Origin of the sequence: Nocardia barduliensis (assembly GCF_013315795.1) — a bacterium.
GTDB classification, from domain to species: domain Bacteria; phylum Actinomycetota; class Actinomycetes; order Mycobacteriales; family Mycobacteriaceae; genus Nocardia; species Nocardia barduliensis.
The window spans coordinates 183,578-198,475 of the sequence record NZ_JABLTE010000001.1 but is presented as its reverse complement, the minus strand read 5'-3'; the positions used below and the strand labels follow the sequence as shown (position 1 = coordinate 198,475).

15 protein-coding genes are annotated in these 14,898 nt (G+C 69.6%); 3 read left to right on the top strand and 12 right to left on the bottom strand.

What is annotated here, in order from left to right; translation table 11 throughout:
- Positions 1-40: 40 nt before the first annotated feature.
- The 3 genes from HOV91_RS01020 to HOV91_RS01010 all read right to left on the bottom strand — a co-directional run bounded on the left by HOV91_RS01020 (position 41) and on the right by HOV91_RS01010 (position 2,511).
- Complete coding sequence (locus tag HOV91_RS01020) at positions 41-730, bottom strand: winged helix-turn-helix domain-containing protein (RefSeq protein ID WP_174183472.1); 690 nt, start codon at positions 728-730, stop codon at positions 41-43.
- Entirely contained in the window at positions 727-1,962 is a 1,236-nt protein-coding gene (locus HOV91_RS01015; protein ID WP_174183471.1) for a sensor histidine kinase, read from the bottom strand. The genes HOV91_RS01020 and HOV91_RS01015 overlap by 4 nt, the downstream gene beginning before the upstream one ends.
- Before the next feature lie 141 nt (positions 1,963-2,103).
- Entirely contained in the window at positions 2,104-2,511 is a 408-nt protein-coding gene (locus tag HOV91_RS01010) for a winged helix-turn-helix transcriptional regulator (RefSeq protein ID WP_174183470.1), read from the bottom strand.
- A 91-nt stretch (positions 2,512-2,602) separates the two neighbouring features.
- Between HOV91_RS01010 and HOV91_RS01005 the strand changes: the two genes are divergently transcribed.
- Positions 2,603-3,262: an NADPH-dependent F420 reductase gene (locus HOV91_RS01005; protein WP_174183469.1), complete on the top strand. Its 660-nt coding sequence runs from the start codon at positions 2,603-2,605 to the stop codon at positions 3,260-3,262.
- Positions 3,263-3,272: 10 nt separating this feature from the next.
- Here the strand turns inward: HOV91_RS01005 and HOV91_RS01000 are convergent, their stop codons facing one another.
- From HOV91_RS01000 to HOV91_RS00965, 8 genes are all read right to left on the bottom strand, one after another.
- Positions 3,273-4,562 carry an RNA polymerase sigma factor gene (locus HOV91_RS01000; RefSeq protein WP_174183468.1) on the bottom strand — a complete coding sequence of 430 codons (1,290 nt, stop codon included), beginning with the start codon at positions 4,560-4,562 and terminating at the stop codon, positions 3,273-3,275.
- Between the two features lie 15 nt (positions 4,563-4,577).
- Complete coding sequence (locus tag HOV91_RS00995; protein WP_174183467.1) at positions 4,578-4,997, bottom strand: YciI family protein; 420 nt, start codon at positions 4,995-4,997, stop codon at positions 4,578-4,580.
- Positions 4,998-5,185: 188 nt separating this feature from the next.
- Positions 5,186-7,243 (bottom strand): CocE/NonD family hydrolase, encoded by a 2,058-nt coding sequence (locus HOV91_RS00990; RefSeq protein ID WP_174183466.1) that lies wholly within the window; start codon positions 7,241-7,243, stop codon positions 5,186-5,188.
- Between the two features lie 332 nt (positions 7,244-7,575).
- A complete protein-coding gene (locus tag HOV91_RS00985; RefSeq protein WP_174183465.1) occupies positions 7,576-8,313 on the bottom strand; it encodes a phosphoglyceromutase in 738 nt (245 codons plus the stop codon).
- Between the two features lie 82 nt (positions 8,314-8,395).
- Positions 8,396-9,298: an ROK family protein gene (locus HOV91_RS00980; RefSeq protein ID WP_174183464.1), complete on the bottom strand. Its 903-nt coding sequence runs from the start codon at positions 9,296-9,298 to the stop codon at positions 8,396-8,398.
- Between the two features lie 68 nt (positions 9,299-9,366).
- Positions 9,367-9,861, bottom strand: coding sequence for a type III secretion system chaperone family protein (locus HOV91_RS00975; protein ID WP_174183544.1), 495 nt, complete (start codon positions 9,859-9,861; stop codon positions 9,367-9,369).
- A 5-nt stretch (positions 9,862-9,866) separates the two neighbouring features.
- Positions 9,867-11,312 (bottom strand): D-inositol-3-phosphate glycosyltransferase, encoded by a 1,446-nt coding sequence (gene mshA / locus HOV91_RS00970; RefSeq protein WP_174183463.1) that lies wholly within the window; start codon positions 11,310-11,312, stop codon positions 9,867-9,869.
- Positions 11,313-11,389: 77 nt separating this feature from the next.
- The gene (locus HOV91_RS00965; protein WP_174183462.1) at positions 11,390-12,211 is read right to left on the bottom strand and encodes an alpha/beta fold hydrolase; all 822 of its coding nucleotides are present in this window, start codon (positions 12,209-12,211) and stop codon (positions 11,390-11,392) included.
- Positions 12,212-12,284: 73 nt separating this feature from the next.
- Here HOV91_RS00965 and HOV91_RS00960 point away from each other — a divergent pair, with 73 nt between their 5' ends.
- Both HOV91_RS00960 and mscL read left to right on the top strand, forming a co-directional pair.
- A complete protein-coding gene (locus HOV91_RS00960) occupies positions 12,285-13,019 on the top strand; it encodes an SDR family NAD(P)-dependent oxidoreductase (protein WP_174183461.1) in 735 nt (244 codons plus the stop codon).
- Between the two features lie 137 nt (positions 13,020-13,156).
- Positions 13,157-13,615 carry a large conductance mechanosensitive channel protein MscL gene (gene mscL, locus HOV91_RS00955; RefSeq protein WP_174183543.1) on the top strand — a complete coding sequence of 153 codons (459 nt, stop codon included), beginning with the start codon at positions 13,157-13,159 and terminating at the stop codon, positions 13,613-13,615.
- 6 nt (positions 13,616-13,621) lie between these two features.
- Here mscL and HOV91_RS00950 read toward each other — a convergent pair whose 3' ends face one another.
- On the bottom strand, positions 13,622-14,845 hold the full coding sequence (locus HOV91_RS00950; protein ID WP_174183542.1) for a L,D-transpeptidase: 1,224 nt from the start codon (positions 14,843-14,845) through the stop codon (positions 13,622-13,624).
- Positions 14,846-14,898: the final 53 nt, after the last annotated feature.

Genomic DNA, 14,898 nt, shown 5'->3' with positions numbered 1-14,898 from the left:
GTGCGCTCGGCCGTTCGTGTCCTCCGCGGTGCGCGGGCGGTCACGCCTCCAGTTTGTAGCCCAGGCCGCGCACGGTGACCAGGTGTTCCGGCTTGGCCGGGTCCGCCTCGATCTTCGAGCGCAGTCGCTTGACGTGCACGTCGAGCGTCTTGGTGTCGCCGACGTAATCGGCGCCCCACACCCGGTCGATCAGCTGCCCCCGGGTGAGCACCCGCCCGGAATTGCGCAGCAGGTATTCGAGCAGGTCGAACTCCTTGAGCGGCAAGGTAACCGGCTTGCCGTTCACCATCACGGTGTGCCGGTCGACATCCATCCGGACCGGACCGGCTTCCAGCACGCCGCTCTCGTTGGAGCCGTCCAGCTCGTCGCCCGCGCCGCGGCGCAGCACGGCGCGGATGCGCGCGATGAGCTCGCGAGCGGAATACGGCTTGGTGACGTAGTCGTCGGCGCCCAGTTCCAGCCCCACCACCTTGTCGATCTCGCTGTCGCGCGCGGTGACCATGATCACCGGAACGCCGCTGCGGGTGCGCAACTGCTTGCACACGTCCGTGCCGCTCATGCCGGGTAGCATGAGGTCGAGCAGGACGATGTCCGCACCGGACCGGTCGAACTCGGCGAGCGCGGACGGCCCGTCACCGACCACGGTGACCTCGAAACCCTCCTTGCGCAGCAGGAACGCGAGCGGATCGGCCAGCGACTCCTCATCCTCGACGATCAGAACACTCGTCATCTGCGTGCCTCCACACCATTCGGTCGGCCCGGTCCGGTAGGACGCGGGCTTGTTTCTTTCGTGCTCACCACGGCGCCGTCGTGGTCGTCGTCGGCGCCTGCTTCGTGGTGGGCGGGTATGCGCAAGGTGAACGTCGATCCGGTGCCCAACTTGCTCCACAGGGTGATCTCCCCGTTGTGGTTGGCGGCCACGTGTTTGACGATAGCCAGGCCCAGTCCGGTGCCGCCCGTGGAGCGCGAACGCGCCTTGTCGGACCGGAAGAATCGCTCGAACACCCGCTCCTGGTCCTCCTTGGCGATGCCGATGCCGCGGTCGGTGACCGCCATCGCCACGTGATCGCCGCGCAGCGAGCGGCTCACCGACACGTGCGAACCGGCCGGCGAGTAGGCGATCGCGTTCTCGACCAGGTTCGACAGTGCCGTAACCAGCAGGGTCTCGTCGCCGAGCACCTCGAGCCCGCTCGGGCGGTCGGTGCTCACCGTGATCCCGGCGGCTTCGGCGGCGGTGCGGGAGCGATCGACGGCCTGCATCACCACGGTGTCCACGTCCACCACCTCGAGTTCGGGCAGTTTCTCCGCGCCCTGCAGGCGGGAGAGCGCGATGAGCTCGGTGACCATCTTGCCGAGGCGGCGCGATTCACCGAGCACGCGCTGACCGAAGTGTCGCACGGCCTCCGGATCCTCGGCGGATTCCAGCAGAGCTTCGGCGAGCAAACTCATCGCGCCGACCGGTGTCTTGAGCTCGTGGCTGACGTTCGCGACGAAGTCGCGGCGGGTGGCCTCCATGCGGGCCTGCTCGGAATCGTCGTCGGCGAACAGCACGGTGAAGGTGGTCTCCTCCCGCGACAGTTGCCTGGCGACACCGCGCACCGCGATGCGGCCGCGGCCGGGGACCGGATTCTTGGCGGTGAGGTCGAACTCGGCGGATTCCCCGGTGGCCAGCACTTTCTCCACCGCGGCCCAGGCACGCTCGTCGAGCAGGCGATTGCGGACCAGCCCCAGTTCCTCCGCGCGCGGATTGACCAGCACTACGTCGCGGTACTCGTCCACCACCGCGATGCCGCTCTCGGAGGCGAGCACGATCAGGTCGAGAACCTGGGACATGGTGAGACCGGACTCGGCCTGCCTGCGCGCGGCCTGCCTGGCATTCACATACGGGATCAATAGCCCGCCGACTGCCAGGCCGACGACAGCCGCCAAGATGGCCAGCAGCACGGCCTGGGGAACACTCACACTTGAATCGTACGGTCGCCGACGGGGTGGCCAACGCCGGGTACGCGAAGTTTCGCGCAGGTCACAGGCCCTTCCGGCCCCGTTAGCCGCATGTTTACGCACTGTTCGACATGGCGTACTCGCAGCGTATTCACCGGGCGGTCAGTCTGCTTCGTCGTCGGCTCCGGCAAGCGCCCCGCTCACCGCGTGGCCGTGTCTGTCGACCCACTCGCCGAGGGCGTAGATCGGGATCAGCAGGTCCACGCCCGCGGCGGTCAGCTCGTATTCGACCCGCGGCGGCGCCTCGGCGTAGCGACGACGGCGCACCAGCGTCATCCGTTCCATCCGGCGCAACGTCTGCGTCAGCATCTTCTGGCTGATCCCGCCGATGGCCGTGCGCAGCTCGCCGGGACGCATGGGTCCTTCGCGCAGCATGTACACGATCACCGGCAACCAGGAGTTGCCGAAGATGTCCACACCCATCCGGGCGGGGCAGTCGGATTCGAAGTCGCCGTAGGGCGCGAAATCCACCCGTTCGGCGGTGGCCGGTTCGATCGGTGCCGCGCTCATCGTTCCAGCTTGCCAGCGCTGTAGCGCACCCCGGAGTGCCCATCGGAATTCCTAGCGTCGTGGGGCGAACACTTTCGAGTCAGGAGTTGGAATGCGAATCGGAATCATCGGTGCGGGTGCGATGGCGCGGGCGCTCGGCGGCGGCTGGAGCGCGGCGGGTCACGAGGTGCTCGTCGGCGCCCGGTCCGCCGGCGCCGCGGGGGAACTGGCCGCCGCGATCGGCGCGCGAGCCGGAACAATCACCGAAGCCGCGGGTTTCGGCGATGTCGTCGTGCTGGCGTTGCCGGTCCCGGCATTGCGGGAGGTGCTGCACGCCGTCGGGGATCTGCTGGTCGGCCGCACGATCATCGACTGCACGAACGCCTTCGCCCCGGACACGGCGGCGCCGGAGGGGGTCACCGCGTTCGTGCTCGCCGAGGACGCTGTCGCGGAACGGGTCTCGGCGCAGGCACCCGGGGCGCACGTGGTGAAGGCGTTCAACCTGTGTGCCGCCGAGGTGTGGGAGGCGAAAGCGCGCGTCTTCGACGGCCGCCGCTTGGCGGTGCCGCTGTGCGGTGACGACGAGACCGCGGTGCGAGCGGTCGCGGCGCTGGCCGAAGACCTCGGGCTGCAACCGATTTCGGCGGGCGGGCTGCACCGGGCGCGCTACCTGGAGGCCATGTCGGTGTTCACCGTCGGTCTCTGGTTCGCCGGACACGATGCCCGCGCGATGTTCCCGCCCCTGGCGGCCGCGTTCGCCGTCGCCGACTGACGGCGGCGGATCAGGCCGAGCCGAGGTCGGCGAGCTTGCGCTCCAGTACCGCCCGCTCGCGCTGGTTGCCGCACAGGCCGATGGCGCGCTCCAGTTCGGTGCGCGCCTCATGCGGGCGGCCCAGCCGGACCAGCAGTTCCCCGCGAACGCTCGGCAACAGGTGCGAAGTCGCCAGCGGCCCGGCGACCAGCTGATCCACGATCGGCAACGCCGCGGCCGGTCCCTGTGCCATGGCGACCGCCACCGCGCGGTTGAGGTCGACCACCGGCGACGGCGCGAGCCGGCCGAGCGCCTCGTAGATCAGCACGACGCGCTCCCAGTTCGTCGCCTCGACCGACGGCGCGACGGCATGGCATTCGGCGATGGCCGCCTGCAACCCGTAGGCGCCCAGGCCCCGGCCCGCCTGCTCGGCACGGGCCAAGGCGGCTTGCCCCCGGCGGATCGCGGCGCGGTCCCATCGGCGGCGGTCCTGGTGCTCCAGCAGCACCGGCTCGCCGTCCGGCCCGGTGCGGGCGGGAAAGCGCGCCGCGGTCAGTTCGAGCAGCGCGAGCAGGCCGTGCGCCTCGGGCTCGTCCGGCACCAGCCTGGTCAGCACCCGCGCCAGACGCAGCGCTCCGCTGGCGAGGTCGAGCCGGATCAGATCTGCCCCGGAACTGGCCGAGGACCCTTCGGTGAAGATCAGGTAGATCACGCTGAGCACCGAACCGAGGCGCTTGGTCCGCTCCTGGGCCGGTGGCGCCTCGAACGGCACGCGGGCCGCCGCGAGGGTCTTCTTCGCCCGCGTGATCCGAGCCTGCACGGTAGCGGCCGGAACGAGGAACGCCTTGGCGATCTCGTCGCTGGTGAGACCGCCGACCACGCGCAAGGTGAGTGCCACTCGCGCCTCCCGCGACAGCACGGGATGGCAGGAGATGAACATCAACGCGAGCAGATCGTCATCGATCCGGTCCGGGTCCCACAGCACGTCCTCGGCGTCCCTGGCCGGATCGGCCGGTGCGCCGCCCGAGACGGCGCCGCCCTCGCCCAGGTCCCGGGCGAGCGCGGCGTACCTCTCGTCGAGGGCGGAGCGCCTGCGGAACGCGTCGATCGCGCGACGGCGGCCGACGGTGAGCAACCACCCGGCGGGATTGCGCGGCACGCCCTCTCGCGGCCAGGTCACCAGCGCCTCGGCCAGCGCCTCCTGCGCCAGGTCCTCGGCCAGCGAGAAGTCGCCGGTATACCGCGCGAGCGCGCCTACGATCCGGGCGGACTCGATCCGCCAGACCGCCGCGACGGCTTCACGGCCGGTGTGGTCGCCCATCGCCCCTCGATCCGTTCAGAGCTGACCGGTGGCCTCGCGCCACGCCCGCTCTTTCTGGATCCACAGGTTGTCCTGCGGGAACTCGTCGATCGTCGGAACCCGTCGGATCTCGGTCTTGAACCCGGGGCCGGTCATCGGCATCCGCTTGGCCCACTCGATCGCTTCTTCCTTCGACGCGACGTTGAGGATGTAGAACCCGCCGAACAGTTCCTTCGTCTCGCCGTACGGGCCGTCGGTGACGACGGGAGTCTCGGAGGAGTAGTCGACCACCACGCCCTCGGCGGCGTCCTCCAAGCCCTCCGCCGCGACCAGCACGCCCGCCCGGATCAGTTCGTCGTTGTACCTACCCATGGTCTCGAGCATCTGGTCGAAGTCGATGTTCGCCATCCCCGCGAACGCCTCGTCGGTGGCCCGCATGATGAGCATGTACTTCATGGTTGTCTCCCTGGCTGTTCGGATCCCTCTCTGGACCCTCTCACCCATAGGTCGAACGGGGCATCCGGAAGATCGACACACGCCCAGAAATTTTTTTTCGACCGATTTCACAGCCGCCGATCGGAGCGTGCACCCGCACCCATACCCCGCGGCGTCGACCATGACGCGCGACGGGTGCACGCTCGGCGCTACCAGCCCGGATTACCCCGGACCGGGATATTGACGAAGCTCGGGCGAGCGGGATCCAGCTCCAGATGCTGCGGCCGCAAGCCGGTGTCGATCAGCATGGGCAGGATGGGCAGGCCCTTGGGGAAGTTGCCCGCGTACACGTCGACGCGCAGCCGGTGGCCGGGTTGCAGGAGCGCCTCGGTGGCGGGCAACGCGATGTCCAGCGTGGTCACCTCGCCAGGGACCGTCGGCTGGCGCTGCTCCAGCGAGGTGAACGGCCGCGGGTCGGTGTAGTCGCCGTTGGCCGACTTGCTGCTGTTCGCCTCGTCGATCGCCCGCAGCGAGGCCATGAGCTGTCCCGAGGACAACACGCTGGACTGCCCGTCCGGCGCGACGTCGTTCACGGTGACCACCCAGTAGCCGTCGGCGGCGTCCTGCACCGTGTTCAGTCGCACCGCGATCCGCCCCGAGATCGAGGTCGGCTCGGCGACCGGGGCGCTGGTGAAGGTCAGCCCGTTCAACTCCTGGATGCGGGAGTCCTTCGCGCAGCCGTCGATGACCGACAGCACACCGGCGGTGCCCTGGGCGGCGTCGTTGGAGCACAGGCTGGTCAGGCCGGGCGCGACGGTCAGGCGCGCGGGCTCGCCGCTGTCCTCCGGGCTGAGCGAACCGTCGTAGAGGCTGTCGGCGGTGCCGCTGGGCGCCGCGGACAGGTACATCCTGCGGTGCACCGCCTGCTGCGCGTCCGCCTGGACGGTCGGCGCGGCGAAGGAGTCGGTGGTGATCCAGCCGCCGCCCTGCTGACGCAAGGTGACCGGGCCGTACCGGTCGATGCCGTTGTCGATGTCCTTGAGCCACTTGTCGAACCACGCGCGCTGCAGCACGTCCAGCCGCGGCGGCAGACCCGGCTTGCCGTACTCGTTACCCGAGTTGAGGTGATAGGTGTTGCCCATCAGCAATTGCTTCTGGCCGGGCGGCAGCGGGATCTCGTTGTAGATCTTGGATTCGGAGTAGGCGAACAGGTCGTGCCAGCCGCCGGTGACGAAGGTCGGCGTCCGGATCCCGCTCGGGTCACCGAGCCAGTCCTGCCGCGGCGCGGAACCGTCGGTCAGCAGTTCCTTGGCACGCGGGTCGAGATCCTCGATGCGCGCGGTGGTGTAGACGTTGAGCAGAACGTCCATGAAGGTCAATGGATCTCGGGCGCGGTCGGCCAGCCACCTGGTGTCCAGTTGCCCGTTGAGCACCGAGGCCAGGTCGGGGATCAGCTTGAGGCCGTTGATCGCGGTCAGCCACAGCGGGATGAAGTTGAAGCCGAAGCCGCCGCCGGGCGCGAGCACGTCGTTGACCAGGTCGCTGCCCGGCACGACCGGGAAGATCGCCCGCAAGGCGGGCGGGCGCTGCTCGGCGGCCTGCACCTGGTTGATCCCGGAGTAGGAGATGCCGTTCATGCCGATTCGTCCGGTGGACCACGGCTGCCGGGACGCCCAGTCGATCACCTCGAGCGTGTCCTGCTGTTCGCGTCCGCGCAGCATGTCCCAGACGCCCTGGGAGAAACCGGTGCCGCGCACGTCGACGACCACCTGCGTGTAGCCGCTCTTGATCAGCTGCCGGTCGACGGTGAAGTTGCGCAGTTCGCCGCCGCCGAACGCCTTGGTCAGGTCGGTGACGCCGGACAGCGGGGTGCCGCTCATGTCGATCTGCCGGAACAGCTCGATCAGCGCGTCGGACAGGCCGGGGATGGACTGCGCGTGATCGGCCAGGTTCGAGACCAGCTTGGTGTACGGCGTGAGGTTGACGATCGTCGGCGTGGGGGCGTCGATGGGCCGCCCGGAGACATCCGCAGGGCGGTAGACGTTGCCCTTCAAGACGGTGCCGTCACTCATCGTGATGGGGACGTCCCAGGTGATGTGGATGTTCGGGTACTGCTGCGCAGCGTCCTGGGTGGCCGTCCACTCCACTCCCGCTGCCCCACCGTCGGGGCCGCTCGGCAACGGCGCGGCACCCGCGCCGCTCGTGAGGAAGGGGGCGAGCACCGCGGCGGCGACGACCGCCACTGACACCCGAAACGCGTACTTCATCGGACGTGTTCCACCTCTCGTACCGGCCGAACGACCGAGCATTACTTTCCTACCCGTCGGTAGGAACAAGGGGTAACATACACCGGAGCGCGAAACAACGGTTCACATACGCCGATCGAGCAGCGGATCTCGCGACGTTTGCGCTGGCCAGACCAGTCTGGACCCATTTACCTGCATCGGAAGCATGGCTCACGGCCGAAGGTGGACCCGCGTACCGCCATCCGGCGTGTCGCACACGTCCGCCCAGAGCGCGGCACAGGATGAGCACGGCCGAACGCGACGACGCGCTGCCACCCGAAGATGACAGCGCGTCGGAATGCGTGTCCGGAGGGTTACTTCCCGCCCTGGCCCGCGACGGCGGCGGCGCCCGCGGCGGCCGCCTCCGGGTCGAGGTACTCGCGCGGACGCACCGGGCGCAGATCCTCGTCGAGGTGGTAGACCAGCGGAATGCCGGTGGGGATGTTCAGGCCCGCGATGTCCTCGTCCGAGATCTGGTCGAGGTGCTTGACCAGCGCCCGCAGCGAGTTGCCGTGCGCGGCCACCAGCACGGTCTTACCGGACAGCAGGTCCTTGGAGATGGTCGACTCCCAGTACGGGACCATCCGGTTGACCACGTCGAGCAGGCACTCGGTCTTCGGGACCTCGATGCCCGCGTAGCGCGCGTCGCCCTCCTGGCTGTACTCGTTGGCCGGGTCGATCGGCGGGGGCGGGGTGTCGTAGCTGCGGCGCCACAGCATGAACTGCTCGTCGCCGTACTTGTCCCGGATCTGCGCCTTGTTCTTGCCCTGCAATTCGCCGTAGTGCCGCTCGTTGAGCCGCCAGTCGCGGATCACCGGAATCCAGTGCCGATCGGCGGCGTCCAGCGCGATGTTCGCGGTGGAGATCGCCCGGCGCAGCAGCGAGGTGTAGACGACGTCCGGCAGGATGCCGTGCTCGGCCAGCAGTTCCCCGGCACGTTTGCCCTCGGCGATGCCCTTGTCGGTCAGATGCACGTCCACCCAGCCGGTGAACAGGTTCAAGGCGTTCCATTCGCTTTCGCCGTGGCGCAGCAGCACGAGGGAGTACGTCATGCGGTCATCCTCCCATGCGCGCTCGACCGGGTCGCATCGGTTCCCGCCCCGCCGCCACCGTCGGCATAGCGAAAGCGCGAAGTCAGACCGGTTCGCCCGCGGGATGCTCGGCAGCGAGCACACCCGCGCCCGCGAGTGTGGCGCCGTGGGTGATCGCGGAGAGTTCCACGCGCAGTCCGCGCAGGAACTTCAGCCCGGCGTGCTCCTCCACCGCGGCGCGCAGCGGATCCCACAGCGGCGCACCGGATTGCGCGAATCCGCCGCCGATCACCACCCGGTCGACGTCCAGCAGGGCGGCGGCCGAGGCGATCGCCGCGCCGAGAGCGGTACCCGCCCGGTGCAGCGCGGCGACGGCGATCGCCTCGCCCGCGTGCGCGTCCGCGGCCAGCCGCGCACCCGTGCCGCCGGACCAGCCTTGCTCGCGCGCCCAGCGCACCGACGACATGCCGCTGGCGACCGCCTCGACGCAGCCGCGGCCCCCGCAGCCGCACGGGGTGTCCCAGCCCGGCACGACGATGTGCCCCACGTGCCCGGCATTGCCGGTGCGCCCGAGCAGCACCTTGCCGCCCGCCACGATCCCGCCGCCGATCCCCGACGACACGGTCATCGCCAGCGCGTCGGGCACGCCGCGCAGCGCGCCGAGGCGGTGTTCGGCCAGTGCGAGGCAGGCGCCGTCGATGGCGAACCGGATCGCGGCGCCGGGAAACAGCTCCTGCACCGCCGCGACGACCGGGAATCCCGCTTTCCATTCGGGGATGTTCAACGGACCGGTGACGCCGGTTCGCACGTCCACCGGCCCGGCCGCACCGATGCCCACGGCGCTGACCGATGCGCGCCCCGCCACCTCGAGCAGCAGTCCACGGCAGGCGTCCCACACGCCCGCGTCCGGCACCTCCACCCGGCGTACCTCGCGCACCTCCGGACCGGGGTGCACCACTCCGGCGGCGAACTTCGTCGCGCCGATGTCCAGAGCGAGAATCGCCAACGCCGTGTCTCCTTCGCCGATCCGGGCCCCCCGCGATTGTCACCCGGCGGGCCGGTTACAGCGACCGGCTAGGGCTTGTCGGCGGAATCGACCAGATGCTCGAACGCGCGCAGATTCTGCAACGACTCGCCTCGCGAGACGCGCCACTTCCATTCCCGTCGAATGGATTCGGCGAAGCCGAGCTCCAGCAGCACGTTGAAGTCGGCCTCCACGGCCTCGAGGATCTGCCCGAACACCCGGTCCAGTTCGTCCGGGGTGACGGCGTGCGCGGACATCCGGCCCACCAGGTAGATGTCGCCGACCCGGTCGAGGGTGTAGGCGACGGCGTAGAGCCTGCGGTTGCGGCGCAGCAGGAACTTGTAGACGCCTTCGAAGTTCTCGTCCGGCTTGCGGCAGACGAACGCTTCGACGCGGACCCCGTGCTTGCCCACCGTGAGCATGACCGTGGTCTTGAGCTTGCGCTCGCCGGGCAGGACGACCACGAAGGTCTCCTCGCCCGGCCGGGTGTACTCGATCTCCCTGTCGCGCAGCGTCTCGTCGATGAGCTGCGCGGTCGCTTGCACCTCGTTCACCGGCGTACTCCCATCCGGCGCCGCCACAGCGCCCGCGATCTGGCCTGGCTGCTCTCGGCGAGCAATGCCGCCGTCCGTTCTCCGGCCAGGGTAGTGCGGTCGGCGTCGGCCCGGTCGTAAGCGTTGTCACGGACGACGCTGTGCGCGAGTCCGCGCCCGCCGAGGCCCGAGCGATCGGCGCGGAAACCGGCCAGGGCCGCCGCGTAGCTGGCGAGCAGCCCGTCGGCCGTGTGCGCCCAGGAGAAATTGGCGGCGTGCGCGACGGCTCGCTCGCCCATCGCGTGCAGCCGAACGGGGTCGTCCAGCAGGCGCCGCAGCGCGTTCGCCCAGTCGGCGGTGCGGTGCCCCGGGACGAGCAGACCGGATTCGTCGTGCCGCACGGCCGTGCCGAGCCCGCCGACATCGGCGGCCAGTACGGGGGTGCCGCTGGCCTGCGCCTCGATCGCGACCAGGCCGAAGGACTCGTTGTAGCTGGGCACCGCGACCAGGTCGGCGGCGCGATAGACCTGCACCAGCCGCTGCGGTGGCTGCGGGGGCAGAAAGCTGACCCGCGCGGCGATGCCCAGTTCGGCGGCCAACTCGATCAGCGCGTCGGGCCGGTCCAGGCCGCTGCCGGACGGCCCGCCGACGATCAGCACGCGCAGCGGGCGCCGGGGGTCGGCGCGCAACACCTCGGCGGCGGCCCGCACCAGCACATCGGGCGCCTTCAGCGGCTGGATCCGGCCGACGAACGCGACGATCTGCTCGTCGGCGGCCAAGCCGAGCGCCGCGCGGGCGGCGGCCTTGTCACCGGGGCGGTAGCGGGTGAGGTCGGCGCCGGGCGGTACGACATCGATCCGCTCGGCGTCGGCGCCGTAGAGCTCGACCAGCTGCCGGGCCTCCTCGGCGGTATTGGCGACGAGCCGATCGGACTCGGCGATCACCTGCTTCTCGCCGATCTCGCGGGTCGCCGGTTCGGGGCAGTCGCCCTCGGCCAGCGCGGCGTTCTTCACCGCGGCCAGCGTGTGCGCGGTATGCACCAGCGGCACCCGCCACCGGTCCCTGGCCAACCAGCCGACCTGGCCGGAGAGCCAGTAATGCGAGTGCACCAGATCGTAGTAGCCGGGCAGATGCCGAGCCTCCTGCCGCAGCACTTCCGCGGTGAAGGGGCACAGCTGCGTGGGGAGATCGTGTTTGTCCAGCCCCTCGAACGGGCCTGCCACCACGTTGCGCACCAGCACGCCGGGCGCCGCCTCCTGCACGGGCGGGAGGTTCGACGCGGTGGCCCGGGTGAAGATCTCCACCTCGGTGCCGCGCCGGGCCAGCTCGACGGCCGTTTGCAGGACATAGACGTTCATGCCGCCCGCGTCGCCGGTCCCCGGCTGAGCGAGTGGTGAGGTGTGCACCGATAACACGGCGATACGGTTCGGCCGTAGGTCCAGGCGCTGACTCACACTATCCATAGTGCACGTTGTGTTGCCCGGCCCAGACACGCTATCCGCGGCAAGTGAGAGCTATCACAGGGCAGACATGACCGCGATCACAGCCCATCGAGGAACGCGCTCACCTCGGCGACGAACCGCGCACTGTCCTCGATGAACAGGCCGTGCTGGGCGTCTTCCCAGAACGACGCGCGCGCGTTCGGAACGGTGTCGGCGATCCAGCGCCCGTTCTCGATCGGGACGACCCGATCAGCGGTCCCGTGCAGGACGAGCACCGGAACGTCCAGCGCGCGCAGCGTCCCTGTGTTGTCGACGGTGCGGTAGAACAGCGCCTTGCGCACCGCGGGGAGGGTCGCGAGACTGGCTCCGAACAGGCGCTGCGCGTCGGGCCCCTTGTCCGCGCCCGGTCCGGTGTTGGCATTGCCGAACGCACCGAAAGCGCGCACGGCCCGCCCCGCGCTCTCCTCGAAGACGCCCGGAATCGCCTCCTGCATCATGCTGCCGGTCGCCGCGCCCGGCACGCCGGGGCCGATGTTCGCCATCGAGCCGGTGTAGACCACACCCGCGACGGCGCCGGTGCCGTAGACGGTCAGGTAGTCCGACAGGACGATCCCGCCGTAGGACCAACCGAGCAGCACCGCGCCGGAGTCGATGCCCTCGGCGGCGAGCACCGCCGCGACGTCGGCCGCCCAGTTCTTCGGATCGTCGTAGCCCGTCGCGGGCGCGTCGGAGTAGCCGTGGCCGCGCAGGTCGAGGGCGATCACCCGGAAACGCGCGGCGAGGTGGTCGGCGGCTGCGCCCCAGCAGCGCAGATTCGCCGACCAGCCGTGCAGCAGCACCAGCGGGCGAGCCTGCGCCGGACCGCTCACCCGGTAGACGATGTTCGTTCCGTCCGCGCTCACCACGTCCCGAATAGCCATGTCACTCAGGCTAACGGTGCCGCAGGTAACCGCACCGACCCCGGCGAACCCCGCGCACCTAGGATCTACCGGCATGAGCACTCGCACCGCCGTCGTCACCGGAGCCAGCTCGGGAATCGGCGAGGCCACCGCCCGGGAGCTGGCGAAGCAGGGCTTCCACGTCTACGTCGGCGCCCGCAGGCTGGATCGCCTGCACCGCCTCGCCGACGAGATCGGCGGCACCGCGGTGGAACTCGACGTCACCTCCGACGAGTCGGTGCGCTCGTTCACCGAGGCGGTCGAGCGGGTCGACGTGCTGGTCAACAACGCGGGCGGCGCCAAGGGCCTCGCCCCCGTCATCGAGGCCGACCTGGACGACTGGCGCTGGATGTGGGAGACGAACGTGCTCGGCACACTGCGCGTCACCAAAGCCTTGCTGCCCAAGCTGATCGCTTCCGGCGACGGGTTGATCGTCACCGTCACGTCGGTGGCCGCGTTCACCGCCTACGACAACGGCTCCGGCTACACCTCGGCCAAGCACGCGCAGGCCGTCCTGCACCGCACCCTGCGCGGTGAGCTGCTCGGGCAGCCGGTGCGGCTGACCGAGATCGCGCCCGGCGCGGTGGAAACCGAGTTCTCGCTGGTTCGCTTCGGCGGTGACGCGGACCGGGCGGCGAAGGTGTACGAGGGCATCGATCCGCTGGTCGCCCAGGACATCGCGGAGGTCATCGGCTTCGTCGCGTCGCGGCCTGCGCACGTCAACCTGGACCAGATCGTCATCAAGCCGAGGGACCAGGCGGACGCGGGCCGGTTCGCCCGCCGCAGCTGAGCATTTCATAGCAGAAGCGAATCGCTCGGCTTCCGTTGCCGGTTCGGCGGCGAATCGCCGAGGCTTCGCTGCTGTTCGTATCGAGCCGTTAGCATCCGGTCGACCACAAGCAACATCGAATGGGAGTGAGTCGGCTCATGTTCAAGGGCTTCAAAGAGTTCGTGATGCGCGGGAACGTCATCGACCTCGCGGTCGCCGTCGTGATGGGCACCGCGTTCACCGCGGTGGTGACCTCGGTGACCAAAGGCGTCGTCAATCCGCTGCTCGCGGTCTTCGGCAGCACCCACGAACTGGGCCTTGGCGTGCAGCTGATCTCCTCCAAACCCGCCACCTTCATCGCCATCGGCCCGATCATCACGGCCGTCATCGATTTCATGATGGTCGCCGCGGTGCTGTACTTCGCGCTGATGCTGCCGATGAAGACGATCAAGAACCGCTTCGGCACCCCCAAGGCCGCCGAGCCCACCGAAATCGAGCTGCTGACCGAGATCCGCGACCTGCTCGCCGAGCGGCACGAGACGGTCCGTGCCCAACGCGCCGCCGACCGCGAGGTCGAGGAGCGCGCGGCCGAAGAGCAGGACGCGAAGGCCCGCTAGCACCGTTCAGCGCGCACCGGCCGGCTGCGGGGGCAGTGGCGTGGCGGAGACCACGGCCGACGGCGCACCCTGCAACGCGGACATGGTTTTCCAGGTGTTCCAGTCGATGGTCCAGTCGTAGAGATCGCCGTCGGCGGCCGAGAGCGGGATCGAGGTTCCGGTCACCTCGACCGGATCGCCGTACAGCGCCGTGGGGAAGTACGCCTGCGCGTCGCCGGGCGACAGGTTGATGCACCCGTTGGTGACGTTCGCCGAGCCTTGCGCCGACAGTGATTCCGGGTTGGCGTGGATGAATTCGCCGTTGTTGGAGATGCGTACCGCCCAGCGTTCGCGGACGTTGATGTAATACGGCGGATTCGACATCATGAAGTCCTCGTACTTCTCGGTGACCACGTGGATGCCGGACCGGGTGACGTTGCGGGGCTCGTTGCCCTCGCCGTAGCTGACCGCGAAATCGAACACCGTCCGTCCGTCGCGGACCACCTGCATGCGGTGGCTCGGGGCGTTCGCCTTGACGATCTGGCTGCGGCCGATGCGGAAATCCGTGGTCAGATCGGAATCGCCGTAATTGCCGCCGCCCAGGTCGAGTCCGTAGAGCCGCGCCGAGACGTGCACGCTCGTGCCCGGCGTCCAGTAGTTCTTCGGACGCCAGTGCAGCCGCGAGCCGTTGTCGTCCGGGAACCAGGCCCACGCGCCTTCGGTCGGCGGGTCGGTGGTGACGGTGAGCGCCTTCTCCACCGCCGCCTTGTTCGCGACGGCGGACTTGAACTGCAAGATGATCGGCGCCGCGATGCCGACCTCCTGGTTGTCGCCGATGTTCACAGTCGCGGGGACGGTGGCCTTGGGGGCGAGCGTGTGGAACGAGCCGTCGATCGGTATCGGCTTGCCGTCCGTGCCGACCGCGGTGCCCGACCAGGTGTAGGTGGCGTCGTAGCCGAGCGGCTCGGTGATGGTGTAGCCGCGCTTGTCCGGCGCGAGCTCGCCACGGACCTGCTTGCCCGCGGCGTTGGTCAGCGCGACCTGGTCGATCACGCCGTCGCTGATCGTGACGGAGACCTCAGCGGTGGGGTTGACGTTCGTGTCGTCGTCGCCGGGCGTCAACGTCACCTCGGCGATCGGACCGGCATCGGAGCCCGACCGGCCCGCGTCGCGGTCTATCGTGCAGCCGGCCGCCAGGGCGACGACCACCAGCAGGACAGCCGACACCACGGCAACCGATCGGCGGAGCATCGGGCGGTGGTTCACTTCGTCGAATCTACGCGCGGCGCGCGGTCCGAGCCGTC